We start from the raw sequence: 13,729 nt of genomic DNA, 5'->3' as shown, positions 1-13,729 counted from the left end.
TGTATGTCTATGCGTTTCCATTTGAGTATCCTGAAAACGGGCTTTTCAGCATGGGGCGCATATTTAAATAGTAGGAGTGCATAGTGGCCCGTATAGCAGGCATTAACATTCCTGATCATAAACATACTGTTATCGCACTAACCGCGATCTTCGGTATCGGCAAGACCCGCTCACAGGCTATCTGTGCATCAACGGGAATCGCTGAAAATGTTAAGATCAGTGAGCTGTCTGAAGAACAAATCGACATTCTGCGTGACGCAGTTGCAAAGTTTGTTGTTGAAGGCGATCTGCGTCGTGAAGTCACCCTGAGCATCAAGCGTCTGATGGACCTTGGTTGCTATCGTGGTTTACGTCATCGTCGTGGTCTTCCAGTGCGCGGTCAGCGTACCAAGACCAACGCACGTACCCGTAAGGGTCCGCGTAAACCGATCAAGAAATAATCGGGGTGATTGAATAATGGCAAAGGCACCAGTTCGTGCACGCAAGCGTGTAAGAAAGCAAGTCTCTGATGGCGTGGCTCATGTCCATGCATCTTTCAACAACACCATCGTGACCATTACCGATCGTCAGGGTAACGCGCTGGGTTGGGCAACAGCCGGTGGTTCCGGTTTCCGTGGTTCTCGTAAATCTACGCCGTTCGCTGCACAGGTTGCCGCTGAACGTTGCGCAGACGCCGTGAAAGAGTACGGTATTAAGAACCTGGAAGTTATGGTTAAGGGTCCTGGTCCAGGCCGCGAATCAACGATTCGTGCTCTGAACGCTGCTGGTTTCCGCATCACTAATATTACTGATGTGACTCCGATCCCTCACAACGGTTGTCGTCCGCCGAAAAAACGCCGCGTATAACGCTCGTTTTTTAGGAATGTTGGAGAAAGAAAATGGCAAGATATTTGGGTCCTAAGCTCAAGCTGAGCCGTCGTGAAGGTACAGACCTCTTCCTGAAGTCTGGCGTTCGCGCGATTGATACCAAGTGTAAGATTGAACAAGCCCCTGGCCAGCACGGTGCGCGTAAACCGCGTCTGTCTGACTATGGCGTACAGTTACGTGAAAAGCAAAAAGTTCGTCGTATCTACGGCGTGCTGGAGCGTCAGTTCCGTAACTATTATAAAGAAGCAGCACGTCTGAAAGGCAACACCGGTGAAAACCTGTTAGCTCTGCTGGAAGGTCGTCTGGATAACGTTGTTTACCGTATGGGCTTTGGCGCCACTCGTGCAGAAGCACGTCAGCTGGTTAGCCACAAATCCATCATGGTAAATGGTCGCGTTGTTAGCATCGCTTCTTATCAGGTAACTCCGAATGACGTTGTTAGCATCCGTGAGAAAGCCAAAAAGCAGTCTCGCGTGAAAGCCGCTCTGGAGCTGGCTGAGCAGCGTGAAAAGCCAACCTGGCTGGAAGTTGATGCAACTAAGATGGAAGGTGTGTTCAAACGTATTCCTGAACGTACCGATCTGTCTGCGGACATTAACGAACACCTGATCGTCGAGCTTTACTCCAAGTAAAGCTTAGTACCAAAGAGAGGACACAATGCAGGGTTCTGTGACAGAGTTTCTAAAACCGCGCCTGGTAGATATCGAGCAAGTGAGTTCGACGCACGCCAAGGTGACCCTTGAGCCTTTAGAGCGTGGCTTTGGCCATACTCTTGGTAACGCACTGCGCCGTATTCTGCTTTCATCAATGCCGGGTTGCGCGGTGACCGAGGTTGAAATTGATGGTGTACTACATGAGTACAGCACCAAAGAGGGCGTACAGGAAGATATCCTGGAAATCCTGCTCAACCTGAAAGGGCTGGCGGTAAGAGTTCAGGGGAAAGATGAAGTTATTCTTACTCTGAATAAATCTGGCATTGGCCCTGTGACTGCAGCCGATATCACCCATGATGGTGATGTCGAAATCGTCAAGCCGCAGCACGTGATCTGCCACCTGACTGATGAGAACGCGGCTATCAGCATGCGTATCAAAGTTCAGCGCGGTCGTGGTTATGTGCCGGCTTCTGCCCGAATTCATTCGGAAGAAGATGAGCGCCCGATCGGTCGTCTGTTGGTCGACGCCTGCTACAGCCCTGTAGAGCGTATTGCCTACAATGTTGAAGCAGCGCGTGTAGAACAGCGTACTGACCTGGACAAGCTGGTCATCGAAATGGAAACCAACGGCACTATCGATCCTGAAGAAGCGATCCGCCGTGCGGCAACCATTCTGGCTGAACAACTGGAAGCTTTCGTTGACTTACGTGATGTACGTCAGCCGGAAGTGAAAGAAGAGAAACCAGAATTCGATCCGATCCTGCTGCGCCCTGTTGACGATCTGGAATTGACTGTCCGCTCTGCTAACTGCCTTAAGGCAGAAGCTATCCACTACATCGGTGATCTGGTACAGCGTACCGAGGTTGAGCTGCTTAAAACGCCTAACCTTGGTAAAAAATCTCTTACCGAGATTAAAGACGTGCTGGCTTCTCGTGGTCTGTCTCTGGGCATGCGCCTGGAAAACTGGCCGCCCGCTAGCATCGCTGATGAATAACCCGATCACAGGTTAAGGTTTCACTGAGAAGGATAAGGTCATGCGCCATCGTAAGAGTGGTCGTCAACTGAACCGCAACAGCAGCCATCGCCAGGCTATGTTCCGCAACATGGCAGGCTCTTTGGTTCGTCATGAAATCATCAAGACGACCCTGCCAAAAGCGAAAGAGCTGCGTCGTGTAGTTGAGCCGCTGATTACTCTTGCCAAGACCGACAGCGTAGCTAATCGTCGTCTGGCATTCGCCCGCACTCGTGATAACGAGATCGTGGCAAAACTGTTTAACGAGCTGGGCCCGCGTTTCGCGAGCCGTGCCGGTGGATACACTCGTATTCTGAAGTGTGGCTTCCGCGCTGGTGACAACGCTCCGATGGCTTACATCGAGCTGGTTGATCGTCCAGAAGCTCAAGCAGAAGCAGCAGAGTAATATCTGCCGCAATCTGGAAAAACCGGGCGTATGCCCGGTTTTTTTATATCTGAAATTTCCCCTCCCTTTTACAACGCGCTATCCTGTTTGTTCTTTCCCCCGTCCACGAGGTCATGATGTGGTTATTTGACCAGCTGGTAGAACAGCACATTGCTGAAGCCCAAAAAAAGGGTGAATTCGATAATCTGCCCGGTAGCGGTAAAAAGCTGGCGCTGGATGACGACAGTCACGTGCCGCCCGAACTGCGCGCGGCGTATCGCCTGATGAAGAATTCCGGTTTCCTCCCGCCCGAGCTGGAAATGCGTCGCGAAGCGGTGGAGCTCAACGAACTGCTTGCCGGTATCGAACCCACGGATGAGCGCTATGCTCAACATGCTAAACACCTCGCGCTTTTAGAAAGCAAGCTCAGGCAGGCAGGAATGAGTACCGACTTCCTCAGGAGCGAGTATGGCGGGCAATTACAGCAGCGGCTTTTTGGAGAAAAGGCATGTATAAAATAGGTCAGCTGGCGAAACTGGCGGACGTAACGCCCGATACGATCCGCTATTATGAAAAGCAGCAAATGATGGATCATGAGATCCGCACGGAAGGCGGTTTCCGGCTCTATAGCCAGAACGATCTTCAGCGGCTGCGGTTTATTCGTTATGGCAGACAGCTGGGCTTTAGTCTGGAAGCCATTCGTGAACTGCTTTCGATCCGCATCGATCCTGAACACCATACCTGTCAGGAGTCGAAAACTATTGTGCAAACGAGACTGCAGGAAGTCGAAAGCATGATCGCTGAACTGCAACATATGCAGCGTTCACTGACCAGGCTGAATGATGCCTGCTGCGGGACGGCTCACAGCAGCGTTTACTGCTCTATACTGGAAGCGTTAGAAAAAGGCGCGCTGGCCCCGACGGCGGATTGATCTTTTGCCGTTTGAGTTCTATATTCATTGCCGATTCAACCATAAGGAAGGTATATGACTAAATATCAGCACAAGAAAGGCACCATTCGCGATAACGCGCTGGAGGCTTTACTACACGATCCGCTGTTCAAAACGCGTATCGAAGCAAATAAAAAAGGCAAAGGCAGCTATCGGCGTAAGGACAAGCACGTAGCCCGGGAGGCCAGTGGTAAAGCAGACTTTACCACTGGCCTTCTGCTTTCAGGCCATAAAAAAACCGCCCTTGAAGGCGGTTCTTTTTTTACTGGTACTGTCAGATCTGACCGTTTTTCTGCTTCAGCAAATCACGGATTTCAGTCAGCAGCGTTTCTTCCGCGCTGATTTTAGGCGCAGGCTTTTCAACTTCTTTCTTCTTGTGCAGCTTGTTCATCAGCTTAATAGCCAGGAAGATAGCGAAAGCCACGATGATAAAATCAAAAACGTTCTGTAGGAAGATACCGTACTGCATCACAACCGCAGGCGCATCGCCGACGGCAGGTTTCAGTACCCAGCCAAACTGTTTAAAGTCTATTCCACCAATCAATAATCCCAGCGGCGGCATAATAATGTTCGCCACTAAAGAAGAAACGATCTTACCGAATGCGGCACCAATAATTACACCGACCGCCAGATCGACAACGTTGCCGCGCATAGCGAAATCGCGAAACTCTTTGAATAAACTCATTGTTATCTCCTTTCCTGTGCCAGTGAGTAAGTCTAACAAACGAACCGGCTTTTGCCATGTTAACGGCGGAGAAAAACAAGACGGGTGAAAAGAGCAGCGCTAAGGGGTAACACGGCGCCAGTCCCTGGCAGCGCGAAGCGTTATAAAAAGAACGGGCTGGGCTGGAACAGTCTTTCCACGTCTGGCACAAATTTCTTGTCGGTCAGGAACATGATCACATGATCGCCTTGTTCGATCCGCAGATTGTCGTTAGCGATCATTACATCATCGCCGCGCACAACCGCGCCAATAATAGTCCCCGGCGGCAGCTTGATATCGTCAATCGATCTGCCGACAACGCGCGAGGTGGTTTCGTCCCCATGCGCGATCGCCTCGATCGCTTCGGCCACGCCACGGCGCAGCGAGGAGACGCCGACAATATCGGCCTTACGCACGTGGCCCAGCAGCGCAGAAATCGTCGCCTGCTGCGGCGAGATGGCGATATCGATCACGCTGCCCTGCACCAGATCGACGTAGGCTTTTCGCTGGATCAGCACCATCACTTTCTTCGCGCCCATCTTCTTCGCCAGCATTGCCGACATGATATTAGCTTCGTCGTCATTGGTAATGGCAATAAAAAGATCGATCTGATCGATATGCTCTTCGGCCAGCAGTTCCTGATCCGACGCATCGCCGTAAAAGACGATGGTGTTTTGCAGCAGCTCGGCCAGCTCGGCGGCGCGCTGCTGATTACGTTCAATCAGTTTTACGCTGTAATTTTTTTCCAGCCGCTGTGCCAGACCCGATCCAATATTACCGCCGCCAACAATCATAATGCGCTTATAGGGCTTTTCCAGACGCTGGTATTCGCTCATTACGGCACGGATATGCTGGCTTGCGGCGATAAAAAAGACCTCGTCGCCTGCTTCCACAATCGTTGAACCCTGCGGACGGATAGGGCGGTCCTGACGGAAGATAGCGGCGACGCGCGTATCAATGTGCGGCATATGCTCACGCATGATCGCCAGAGGATTACCGACCAGCGGCCCGCCATAATAGGCTTTTACTACCGCCAGGCTGACCTTGCCTTCGGCGAAATTGACCACCTGTAGCGCGCCCGGATATTCGATTAGCCGGTAAATATTGTCAATAACCAGCTGTTCTGGCGAGATCAAATGATCAATCGGCACGGCTTCCGGGATAAAGAGCCGCTCGGCATCGCGCAGATAGTCCGGCGCGCGAATACGGGCGATACGGTTTGGCGTATTAAAAAGAGAGTAGGCTACCTGGCAGGCAACCATATTGGTTTCGTCCGAGCTGGTTACCGCTACCAGCATATCGGCATCTTCCGCGCCCGCTTCACGCAGCACCCGTGGATGGGAACCGTGGCCCTGCACAACGCGTAAATCGTATTTATCCTGTAACTGACGCAGGCGACCGGAATCCGTATCCACCACGGTAATATCGTTGTTTTCACCTACCAGGTTTTCGGCAAGCGTGCCGCCGACCTGACCGGCGCCAAGAATAATGATTTTCATTGTGCTTCAGTCTGTTCAGGAAAATGGATTAGGCCGGACGTGCCGGCCGCTACGTTATTTTTTTACCAGCTTCGCATAATAAAACCCGTCACCGCCCTGAGCATCAGGAAAAACCTGAATCCCTGGCTGCTTTTCGTCACCGGTATCACTCAGCGTAGCATCAGTATGACGCGCTAAGAATGCCGCAACCTGCAGATGGTTTTCTTCCGGCAGAACCGAACAGGTAGCATAGAGCAAAGTCCCGCCGGGCTTCAGATGTGGCCAGACAGCATCCAGAATTTGCTGCTGAATAGCCGCCAGTTCGGGAATATCGCGGTCGCGACGCAGCCATTTAATATCCGGATGACGACGAATAACGCCGGTTGCCGAGCATGGCGCATCCAATAAAATGCGATCGAACTGCCTGTCGCCGCACCATTGTTCAGGCGCTGTCCCATCGCCGACTTTCACTTCGGCAGTCATATTCAGCCGCTGCAAATTTTCGCTGACCCTGGCCAGCCGCTTTGCATCGATATCTACGGCCAGCACGCTGGCTTCAGGCGCGGCTTCCAGAATATGCGTGGTTTTACCGCCCGGCGCGGCGCAGAGATCCAGAATCGTTTCGCCGTTTTGCGGATCGAGCAAGGCGACACAGCCTTGGGCAGAGGCATCCTGTACCGTTACCCAGCCCAGATCGAATCCGGGTAGCTGCGAGACCGGGCAGGGAGCTTCAAGCCGTAGAGCATCCTTGTGCACCGGATGCGGCTCGGCATTTTTACCGGCTTCCTGCAGCAGCGTCAGCCACGCTTCACGGCTGTGATGCTGTCGATTAACGCGCAGCCACATTGGCGGGCGCTGGTTGTTAGCGTCCACGATTTGCGGCCACTGCTCGGGCCAGGCGTTTCTGAGCCTTGCCAGCAGCCATTTTGGATGCAGGTACTGCTGATCGCCTTCGGCCATCGCCGTCGTCAGTTCCTCCTGCTTGCGCTGGAACTGGCGCAGTACGCCGTTGATCAGCCCCTTCAACTGCTGCCGTTTGAGTGCGACCGCGCCTTCCACCGTCTCCGCCAGCGCAGCGTGAGCAGGGATACGGGTAAACATCAGCTGGTAAAGACCCACCATAATCAGGAAATGAAGGGCGCGTTGCTTTCCGGTAAGCGGGCGCTCCATCAGCTGACTGATAACCCACTCCAGCTGCGGCAGCGTACGCAACACGCCATAGCAAAGCTCCTGTAGCAGCGCGGCGTCTTTTTCCGCCAGCAATTTTTGCGCGACAGGCAGCACGGTGCTTAATGACTCGCCACGCTCGACTACTTTCTCAATAGTCTCGGCAGCCACGCTGCGCAGATTGGTATTTTTTTTCATAGGATCGCTTTAAATATCGCCCGACACGAGGTCGGGCGAGGAGTCAGGCAAGGATGTTGCCAGGATTAAACCATTCACGGCGGGAGTTCAGCAGGTCCTGCGCCTTCATGGCTTTTTTACCGGCAGGCTGTAGCTCTTCGATATTGAGAACGCCATCGGCCGTCGCAATCTGGATGCCGTTTTTGTCCGCCTGCACAATTTCGCCAGGCTGTTTTGCCACGTGCGGCAATACCGAGGCTTTCCACACTTTGACCGGCTGGTCGTCAATAGTGAAATAGCTGACCGGCCAGGGATTAAAAGCGCGAATGCAGCGTTCCAGCTGGGCGGCGGATAGCGTCCAGTCCAGCTTCGCTTCTTCTTTACTGAGCTTTTCCGCATAGCTAACCAGCGCTTCATCCTGTACTTCCGGCTGCGCGCTGCCGCTGGCAAGCTGCTCAAGCGTGGTCAGCATGCCCTGCGGGCCAAGTTCGGCCAGCTTCTGATAGAGGCTGGCGCTGGTATCGTCCGCTTCAATCGGGCAGGCCAGCTTGTGCAGCATATCGCCGGTATCCAGGCCTACATCCATCTGCATGATGGTCACGCCGGTTTTCGCATCGCCAGCCCAGAGCGAACGCTGGATAGGCGCCGCGCCGCGCCATTTTGGCAGCAGCGAACCGTGTACGTTAATACAGCCCAGGCGCGGCATAGCCAGCACGGCGGCCGGCAGGATCAGGCCATAAGCCACCACGACCATAACGTCAGCATGCAGATCGGCAACCAGCTGCTGGTTTTCTTCGGGACGCAGGGATTTTGGCTGAAACACGGGAATACCATGCTGCTCAGCCAGCTGTTTAACCGGGCTGGCCGTCAGCTTGTTGCCGCGGCCCGCCGGTCGGTCGGGCTGGGTAAAAACGCCTACTACTTTGTGGCTGGACGACAGCAGCGCATCAAGATGACGCGCTGCAAAGTCAGGCGTGCCGGCAAAGATAATGTTTAAAGAGTCGGACACGGGGTTCCCTTCTTCAGATGTTCATCAGTCCTGAGCTGTCTGGCGATAGAGTTTCTCCAGCTTTTTACGAATACGATCGCGCTTCAGCGGCGACAGGTAATCGATAAACAGCTTGCCGACCAGATGATCCATTTCGTGCTGAATACAGATAGCCAGCAGGCCGTCCGCTTCCAGCTCATAGCTTTTGCCTTCACGATCCAGCGCGCGGATTTTCACTTTTTCGGCGCGCGGCACCAGTGCCCGCTGTTCCGGAATAGAGAGGCAGCCTTCTTCAATACCGGTATCGCCGCTTTTTTCCAGCAGCTCCGGGTTGATCAGCACCAGACGCTCGTCGCGGTTTTCTGAAACGTCGATAACGATAATGCGCTGATGAATATCGACCTGCGTCGCCGCCAGGCCAATACCTTCTTCGGCATACATGGTGTCGAACATATCATCAACGATACGCTGAATATCGGCGTTTACTTCCGCCACGGGCTTAGCGACGATGCGAAGACGATCGTCGGGATAATGTAATACCTGCAAAACGGACATAACTTTCCAGATTTGTGTTCAAGGAATAAGAGATTTATCCCTCTTATTGTAGACATTTCGCCTCATGATTGACAGCATTCCCGCTACGTTAACCAAAGCCCAGGGCAGGGATGGCACCGATGACGGCAACGGAGATTTGGCTGCGTCTGTCAGCCGTAAAGCAATTGTCCGCGCTACAGCGTGAAGCGATCGTCGCCAGGCTGCAATGCAAGACGGCGCTGGATAAAAATACGCTTCTTGAAGCGGGCCTGCGGGCTGAGCAAGCCGAGGCTTTTCTGGCTTATGACCGGACGGTCATCAACAGCACGCTCGCCTGGCTGGAACAGGATAACCACTACTTTATTGCCTGCGACAGCCCTGCGTATCCTCCTTTACTGAAAAACATCCACGATTTCCCCACCGCCCTTTTTGTTCAGGGCGATCCGGCGCTGCTGACCACGCCGCAGATAGCGGTTATCGGCAGCCGCAGCTGCTCCGCCTACGGCAGAAACTGGGGAACCTTCTTTACACAAACGCTGGCGCTCAGCGGCATTACCATTACCAGTGGGCTCGCGCTGGGCATCGATAGCGTTGCCCACAGGGCCGCATTAGAGGTAAAGGGAAAAACGCTGGCGGTATTAGGGGGCGGGCTGATGAAAATCTATCCTCGCCAGCATCTTTCGTTGGCGAAAGCGATTGTTGCCGGGGGCGGCGCGCTGGTTTCTGAATTCCCGCTTGCCGCTGCGCCGTTCGCCTGGCATTTTCCCTGGCGTAACAGAATTATCAGCGGCTTGAGCCTGGGCGTGCTGGTGGTGGAAGCGGCCCTGAAAAGCGGCTCGCTGGTAACCGCCAGGCTGGCTTTAGAGCAAAATCGTGATGTTTATGCGCTGCCTGGCGCGATCGGCAATCCCGGTAGTGAAGGCACGCACTGGCTTATTCAGCAGGGCGCGCTGTTGACCGCGCATCCCAATACTATCCTTGAACAGTTACAAAGCGATTTGAAATGGTTACCCCTGGCGAAAAACTCAACAATATATTCTGCTGTGGAAGACAATAGTTCATTGCCATTTCCCGAGGTGTTGGCTAACGTAGGAGATGAGGTTACACCTGTTGACGTCGTCGCTGAACGTGCCTGCCAGCCTGTGCCAGTTATCGTAGCTAAGCTGCTTGAGCTGGAGTTAGCAGGGTGGATCGCAGCTGTACCCGGCGGCTATGTCCGATTGAGGAGGGCAAGCCATGTTCGACGTACTGATGTATTTATTTGAAACGTATATTCATAGCGAAGCAGAGATGCGCGTCGATCAGGATAAATTGACGGACGATTTGACCGACGCCGGTTTTCATCGTGAAGATATTTATAATGCGTTGAACTGGTTAGAAAAGCTGGCGGATTATCAGGATGGCCTGACGGCGCCTTTTTTGCTGGCGGCCGATCCGCTTTCCATGAGGATTTATACCGAAGAAGAGAGCCAGCGGTTGGATGCCAACTGCCGGGGATTCATTCTGTTCCTGGAACAAATTCAGGTGCTGAATCTGGAAACCCGGGAAATGGTTATTGAGCGTATTATGGCGCTGGACACGCTTGAGTTCGATCTGGAAGATCTCAAATGGGTGGTGCTGATGGTATTGTTTAACATCCCCGGATGTGAAAACGCCTACCAACAGATGGAAGAACTTCTTTTTGACGTCAATGAAGGAATAGTGCACTGAAGAACGTCTTCGTGTCGTAAATGCTATGAATAAAACAGCGCTTTTCGCTGTGCGAAAAAATGAGCCTTGCCCACAGTGCGGGGCGGAACTGGTCATTCGTTCAGGAAAGCACGGCGCTTTTCTGGGATGCTCAGCGTATCCCGAATGCGACTATATCCGCCCCCTTAAAAACCAGGCCGACGGCCATATTGTTAAAATCCTTGAAGGCCAGTTTTGCCCGGTTTGCCAGGCGGAGCTGGCTTTACGTCAGGGTCGCTACGGCATGTTCATCGGCTGTAGCCGCTATCCCGACTGCACGCATACGGAACTCATCGATAAGCCCGACGAAACCACGCTTGCCTGCCCACAGTGCGAGAAGGGAAAGCTGGTGCAGCGGCGTTCACGCTACGGCAAGACGTTTCATGCCTGCGATCGTTATCCGGACTGCCAGTTTGCAGTTAATTTTACACCGGTAGAGGGCGAGTGTGAGCTTTGCCATTTCCCTCTATTAATTGAGAAAAAAACCGCGCGCGGCGTCAGGCGCTTTTGTGCCAGCAAAGCCTGCGGCAAGCCCGTTACAGCAGGAAACAGCATTGAAGAATAACTACCCGGCAGGCTCGCTGGATGCCTGCCTTGCGCACTTACGACAGGATGCCGTCATCGCTTATCCCACCGAAGCGGTATTTGGTCTGGGATGTAACCCGGACAGCGAAACAGCCGTCATGGCGCTACTGGCGTTAAAACAGCGTCCGGTCGAAAAAGGATTAATCCTGATTGCGGCGGATTATCAACAGTTGCAGCCCTACCTTGATGAAACACAGCTGACGGCAGAACAGAAAGAAAAGATGTTCTCGTTCTGGCCTGGCCCGGTGACCTGGGTAGTGCCGGCGCGCAACACTACGCCTCGCTGGCTGACAGGGCGGTTTGATTCGCTGGCGGTGCGGGTCAGCGACCATCCCGATGTTCGTCAGCTATGCGAGGCTTTCGGCAAGCCGCTGGTGTCCACCAGTGCCAACCTTACCGGCCTGCCGCCTTGCCGCCACGCTGCGGAAGTTCATCAGCAGTTTGGTAAAGATTTCCCCGTTTTGCAGTCTGAGACAGGCGGACGGAACAATCCTTCTGAAATTCGCGATGCTTTAACCGGCGAACTGATTCGACAGGGATAAACAATGCGAAATTTTGCGGTATTCGGTAATCCGATTAATCACAGCAAGTCGCCACGGATCCATCAGCTTTTTGCAGAGCAGACCGGCATCCCTCATCCCTACGGTCGTATTTGCGCGCCGGTGGATGAATTCGATCGTTCAGTAGCGGACTTTATTGCTCAGGGCGGCGCGGGCGCTAACGTGACGCTGCCTTTTAAAGAGCAGGCTTACCGGCTGGTGGATGAACTGACCGAGCGGGCTTCGCTGGCGGGCGCGGTCAATACTATAAAGAAGCTGGACGACGGGCGGCTGCTGGGCGACAACACCGATGGGATTGGTCTGCTGACCGATTTAGAAAGACTGTCGTTGATCAAGCCTGGCGACCGGGTACTGCTGGTGGGCGCGGGCGGCGCTGCTCGCGGTGTGATCCTGCCTCTGCTGTCTTTGCGCTGTGATCTGACTATTACTAACCGCACGCTGGCGAAGGCGCAGACATTAGCTGAGCTTTTTCGGCAGGCTGGCGAAATCACTGCCGAACCGATGGACAGCCTGGAGGCAAGGCAGTTTGATCTTATTATCAATGCCACTTCCAGCGGCGTTGGCGGAGAAATACCGGCTATACCGGCATCGCTAATCGGCCCGCAAACCCGCTGCTACGATATGTTTTATCAGCCTGGCGCAACGCCGTTTCTGCACTGGTGCCGGGAGCGGGGCGCAACGCATAGGGCGGACGGGCTTGGAATGCTGGTAGGGCAGGCGGCCTGGTCATTCTTTTTATGGCACGATGTGTTTCCTGATGTCGCGCCCGTGATTGCTACTTTGCAGGCGGAACTTCAGGGATGAACCAGGCGATCCTGTTTCCCGATCGTGAATGGTGGGATGAGTCGGCGAACGCCATCTGCTTTCCCGCTTTGGTCAACGGCTTTCAGATCCTTTGCGCCATTGACGGCGAATCGCTGATCCGCCGCTTTGGTAAAGATAAAGAAGTAATAGAAAGCTTCCGCCAACATCGTTGGGATCTGGAGGAGGAAGCAGAAGCGGCGATCAAGGCGGAAAAGGAAGACGCTCAGGGCTGGATCTGGCTTTCCTGAGCCAGATAGTCATCTTTCCATTTCACATAGTTGTTAGATGAATAAAGCAGGCCGCTGATTTCAGCTTCAGTAAGCGGCCGAATCTGTTTTACCGGGCTGCCTAAATAAAGAAAGCCGCTGGCCAGCCGTTTACCCGGCGGTACCAGGCTACCTGCACCAATCATGACGTCGTCTTCTACTATTACGCCATCCAGCAGTATCGAGCCCATGCCAACCAGTACACGATTACCAATGCTGCAACCATGGAGCATGGCCTTATGGCCAACCGTAACATCTTCCCCGACCATCAGCGGAAAGCCTTCCGGGTTAGCAGAAGACCTGTGGGTAACATGCAGTACGCTGCCATCCTGAATATTACTGCGTTTACCGATAACAACGCGATTTACATCCCCCCGGATGGCAACCAACGGCCAGATACTGACGTCATCATTTAACTGCACCTCACCAACCACCACGCTTGAAGCATCGACCATGACGCGTTCGCCGCATTGGGGATACGTATCTTTATAAGGACGTAAATTTCCGGACATAACTGCCTCTCATTTATAAAAGGATCCATGAAGCCTGGCATCCCAGGCTAATAACGATCAATAACTTCACTAAAATCAGCGCTATTTTTGTGCAAATTGTCCGTTATCACAACGATAAGCGTGAAAAATCAGCGGTCGAAAAGAAAGATCAAAAAAAGGGTTGTGCTATCCGAACGGATCCCTATAATGCGCAACCACTGAGACGGCACAACGGCTTACAGCCAGCGGCTCAGGAGGTTCAGGAAGCTGAATCGCCGGAGAAAAACTTCTGAAAAAGAGGTTGACTCTGAAGGAGGAAAGCGTAATATACGCCACCTCGCGGCAGGAAGCGAAAGCACTGGCCGCAACGCTCTTTAACAAT

Annotated in this window: 21 protein-coding genes; 14 read left to right on the top strand and 7 right to left on the bottom strand. The window is 53.4% G+C overall.

All coding sequences use genetic code 11. The features are described from left to right. Positions 1–83 precede the first annotated feature (83 nt). From rpsM to ACA373_RS18090, 8 genes are all read left to right on the top strand, one after another. Entirely contained in the window at positions 84–440 is a 357-nt protein-coding gene (gene rpsM, locus ACA373_RS18125; protein ID WP_048917626.1) for a 30S ribosomal protein S13, read from the top strand. 16 nt (positions 441–456) lie between these two features. Beyond that, the gene (gene rpsK, locus ACA373_RS18120) at positions 457–846 is read left to right on the top strand and encodes a 30S ribosomal protein S11 (protein ID WP_034899652.1); all 390 of its coding nucleotides are present in this window, start codon (positions 457–459) and stop codon (positions 844–846) included. A 32-nt stretch (positions 847–878) separates the two neighbouring features. Further along, the gene (gene rpsD, locus ACA373_RS18115) at positions 879–1,499 is read left to right on the top strand and encodes a 30S ribosomal protein S4 (protein WP_004160561.1); all 621 of its coding nucleotides are present in this window, start codon (positions 879–881) and stop codon (positions 1,497–1,499) included. 25 nt (positions 1,500–1,524) lie between these two features. Continuing rightward, complete coding sequence (rpoA, locus tag ACA373_RS18110) at positions 1,525–2,514, top strand: DNA-directed RNA polymerase subunit alpha (protein WP_002919219.1); 990 nt, start codon at positions 1,525–1,527, stop codon at positions 2,512–2,514. 40 nt (positions 2,515–2,554) lie between these two features. Then, a complete protein-coding gene (gene rplQ / locus ACA373_RS18105; protein ID WP_120458461.1) occupies positions 2,555–2,938 on the top strand; it encodes a 50S ribosomal protein L17 in 384 nt (127 codons plus the stop codon). 116 nt (positions 2,939–3,054) lie between these two features. Next, positions 3,055–3,438, top strand: a complete 384-nt coding sequence (locus ACA373_RS18100) for a DUF1992 domain-containing protein (RefSeq protein ID WP_253457745.1) — start codon at positions 3,055–3,057, stop codon at positions 3,436–3,438. Then, entirely contained in the window at positions 3,426–3,848 is a 423-nt protein-coding gene (gene zntR / locus ACA373_RS18095; protein ID WP_253457748.1) for a Zn(2+)-responsive transcriptional regulator, read from the top strand. Before ACA373_RS18100 ends, zntR begins: the two co-directional genes overlap by 13 nt. A gap of 54 nt (positions 3,849–3,902) precedes the next feature. After that, positions 3,903–4,208, top strand: a complete 306-nt coding sequence (locus tag ACA373_RS18090) for an alternative ribosome-rescue factor A (RefSeq protein WP_301289652.1) — start codon at positions 3,903–3,905, stop codon at positions 4,206–4,208. On the opposite strand, the gene mscL is transcribed toward ACA373_RS18090, so the two are convergent. The 5 genes from mscL to def form a co-directional block, all read right to left on the bottom strand. Beyond that, entirely contained in the window at positions 4,141–4,551 is a 411-nt protein-coding gene (mscL, locus tag ACA373_RS18085; RefSeq protein ID WP_125290976.1) for a large-conductance mechanosensitive channel protein MscL, read from the bottom strand. The genes ACA373_RS18090 and mscL overlap by 68 nt on opposite strands. A 140-nt stretch (positions 4,552–4,691) precedes the next feature. Further along, on the bottom strand, positions 4,692–6,068 hold the full coding sequence (gene trkA / locus ACA373_RS18080; RefSeq protein WP_301253468.1) for a Trk system potassium transporter TrkA: 1,377 nt from the start codon (positions 6,066–6,068) through the stop codon (positions 4,692–4,694). A 54-nt stretch (positions 6,069–6,122) separates the two neighbouring features. Further along, complete coding sequence (gene rsmB / locus ACA373_RS18075) at positions 6,123–7,412, bottom strand: 16S rRNA (cytosine(967)-C(5))-methyltransferase RsmB (protein WP_370734924.1); 1,290 nt, start codon at positions 7,410–7,412, stop codon at positions 6,123–6,125. Between the two features lie 43 nt (positions 7,413–7,455). Then, a complete protein-coding gene (gene fmt, locus ACA373_RS18070) occupies positions 7,456–8,400 on the bottom strand; it encodes a methionyl-tRNA formyltransferase (protein WP_301253470.1) in 945 nt (314 codons plus the stop codon). Between the two features lie 24 nt (positions 8,401–8,424). After that, the gene (gene def / locus ACA373_RS18065) at positions 8,425–8,934 is read right to left on the bottom strand and encodes a peptide deformylase (RefSeq protein WP_125290972.1); all 510 of its coding nucleotides are present in this window, start codon (positions 8,932–8,934) and stop codon (positions 8,425–8,427) included. Between the two features lie 119 nt (positions 8,935–9,053). On the opposite strand from def, the gene dprA reads away from it, so the two are divergent. Genes dprA through ACA373_RS18035 form a run of 6 tightly spaced genes read left to right on the top strand, consistent with a single transcriptional unit; the run spans position 9,054 to position 12,838 of the window. Continuing rightward, positions 9,054–10,178, top strand: coding sequence for a DNA-protecting protein DprA (dprA, locus tag ACA373_RS18060; RefSeq protein ID WP_253457759.1), 1,125 nt, complete (start codon positions 9,054–9,056; stop codon positions 10,176–10,178). Beyond that, entirely contained in the window at positions 10,150–10,623 is a 474-nt protein-coding gene (gene smg / locus ACA373_RS18055) for a DUF494 family protein Smg (RefSeq protein WP_125290971.1), read from the top strand. Before dprA ends, smg begins: the two co-directional genes overlap by 29 nt. Positions 10,624–10,648: 25 nt before the next feature. Beyond that, a complete protein-coding gene (locus ACA373_RS18050; RefSeq protein ID WP_369897005.1) occupies positions 10,649–11,206 on the top strand; it encodes a topoisomerase DNA-binding C4 zinc finger domain-containing protein in 558 nt (185 codons plus the stop codon). Beyond that, on the top strand, positions 11,196–11,768 hold the full coding sequence (gene tsaC, locus ACA373_RS18045; RefSeq protein ID WP_369897003.1) for an L-threonylcarbamoyladenylate synthase type 1 TsaC: 573 nt from the start codon (positions 11,196–11,198) through the stop codon (positions 11,766–11,768). The genes ACA373_RS18050 and tsaC overlap by 11 nt, the downstream gene beginning before the upstream one ends. Positions 11,769–11,771: 3 nt before the next feature. Beyond that, on the top strand, positions 11,772–12,590 hold the full coding sequence (aroE, locus tag ACA373_RS18040) for a shikimate dehydrogenase (RefSeq protein ID WP_301253473.1): 819 nt from the start codon (positions 11,772–11,774) through the stop codon (positions 12,588–12,590). Beyond that, positions 12,587–12,838: a DUF1488 domain-containing protein gene (locus ACA373_RS18035; protein WP_301253474.1), complete on the top strand. Its 252-nt coding sequence runs from the start codon at positions 12,587–12,589 to the stop codon at positions 12,836–12,838. Before aroE ends, ACA373_RS18035 begins: the two co-directional genes overlap by 4 nt. Here ACA373_RS18035 and ACA373_RS18030 read toward each other — a convergent pair. Together ACA373_RS18030 and ACA373_RS18025 are read right to left on the bottom strand one after the other, a co-directional pair. Beyond that, complete coding sequence (locus tag ACA373_RS18030) at positions 12,814–13,368, bottom strand: gamma carbonic anhydrase family protein (protein WP_301253475.1); 555 nt, start codon at positions 13,366–13,368, stop codon at positions 12,814–12,816. The two genes, ACA373_RS18035 and ACA373_RS18030, sit on opposite strands and share 25 nt — an antisense overlap. A 165-nt stretch (positions 13,369–13,533) precedes the next feature. Beyond that, positions 13,534–13,729 (bottom strand): hypothetical protein (locus tag ACA373_RS18025; protein ID WP_370734923.1); only part of this gene is annotated, 196 nt, incomplete at its 5' end.

The sequence above is a fragment of the Erwinia sp. STN24 genome, from assembly GCF_041320675.1.
Classification (GTDB): Bacteria; Pseudomonadota; Gammaproteobacteria; order Enterobacterales; family Enterobacteriaceae; genus Erwinia; species Erwinia aeris.
Note: the sequence above shows the minus strand (reverse complement) of the source record. Positions and strands in the feature narration are given on the sequence as shown.

What these genes read in the sequence shown, in the direction of transcription:
- smg (WP_125290971.1), top strand. Translation starts at nt 10,150, where the DNA reads ATGTTCGACGTACTGATGTATTTATTTGAAACGTATATTCATAGCGAA.
- ACA373_RS18100 (WP_253457745.1), top strand. Translation starts at nt 3,055, where the DNA reads ATGTGGTTATTTGACCAGCTGGTAGAACAGCACATTGCTGAAGCCCAA.
- ACA373_RS18050 (WP_369897005.1), top strand. Translation starts at nt 10,649, where the DNA reads ATGAATAAAACAGCGCTTTTCGCTGTGCGAAAAAATGAGCCTTGCCCA.
- rpoA (WP_002919219.1), top strand. Translation starts at nt 1,525, where the DNA reads ATGCAGGGTTCTGTGACAGAGTTTCTAAAACCGCGCCTGGTAGATATC.
- rsmB (WP_370734924.1), bottom strand. Translation starts at nt 7,412, where the DNA reads ATGAAAAAAAATACCAATCTGCGCAGCGTGGCTGCCGAGACTATTGAG.
- mscL (WP_125290976.1), bottom strand. Translation starts at nt 4,551, where the DNA reads ATGAGTTTATTCAAAGAGTTTCGCGATTTCGCTATGCGCGGCAACGTT.
- rplQ (WP_120458461.1), top strand. Translation starts at nt 2,555, where the DNA reads ATGCGCCATCGTAAGAGTGGTCGTCAACTGAACCGCAACAGCAGCCAT.
- trkA (WP_301253468.1), bottom strand. Translation starts at nt 6,068, where the DNA reads ATGAAAATCATTATTCTTGGCGCCGGTCAGGTCGGCGGCACGCTTGCC.
- aroE (WP_301253473.1), top strand. Translation starts at nt 11,772, where the DNA reads ATGCGAAATTTTGCGGTATTCGGTAATCCGATTAATCACAGCAAGTCG.
- ACA373_RS18035 (WP_301253474.1), top strand. Translation starts at nt 12,587, where the DNA reads ATGAACCAGGCGATCCTGTTTCCCGATCGTGAATGGTGGGATGAGTCG.
- zntR (WP_253457748.1), top strand. Translation starts at nt 3,426, where the DNA reads ATGTATAAAATAGGTCAGCTGGCGAAACTGGCGGACGTAACGCCCGAT.
- dprA (WP_253457759.1), top strand. Translation starts at nt 9,054, where the DNA reads ATGACGGCAACGGAGATTTGGCTGCGTCTGTCAGCCGTAAAGCAATTG.
- ACA373_RS18090 (WP_301289652.1), top strand. Translation starts at nt 3,903, where the DNA reads ATGACTAAATATCAGCACAAGAAAGGCACCATTCGCGATAACGCGCTG.
- rpsD (WP_004160561.1), top strand. Translation starts at nt 879, where the DNA reads ATGGCAAGATATTTGGGTCCTAAGCTCAAGCTGAGCCGTCGTGAAGGT.
- rpsK (WP_034899652.1), top strand. Translation starts at nt 457, where the DNA reads ATGGCAAAGGCACCAGTTCGTGCACGCAAGCGTGTAAGAAAGCAAGTC.
- ACA373_RS18030 (WP_301253475.1), bottom strand. Translation starts at nt 13,368, where the DNA reads ATGTCCGGAAATTTACGTCCTTATAAAGATACGTATCCCCAATGCGGC.
- def (WP_125290972.1), bottom strand. Translation starts at nt 8,934, where the DNA reads ATGTCCGTTTTGCAGGTATTACATTATCCCGACGATCGTCTTCGCATC.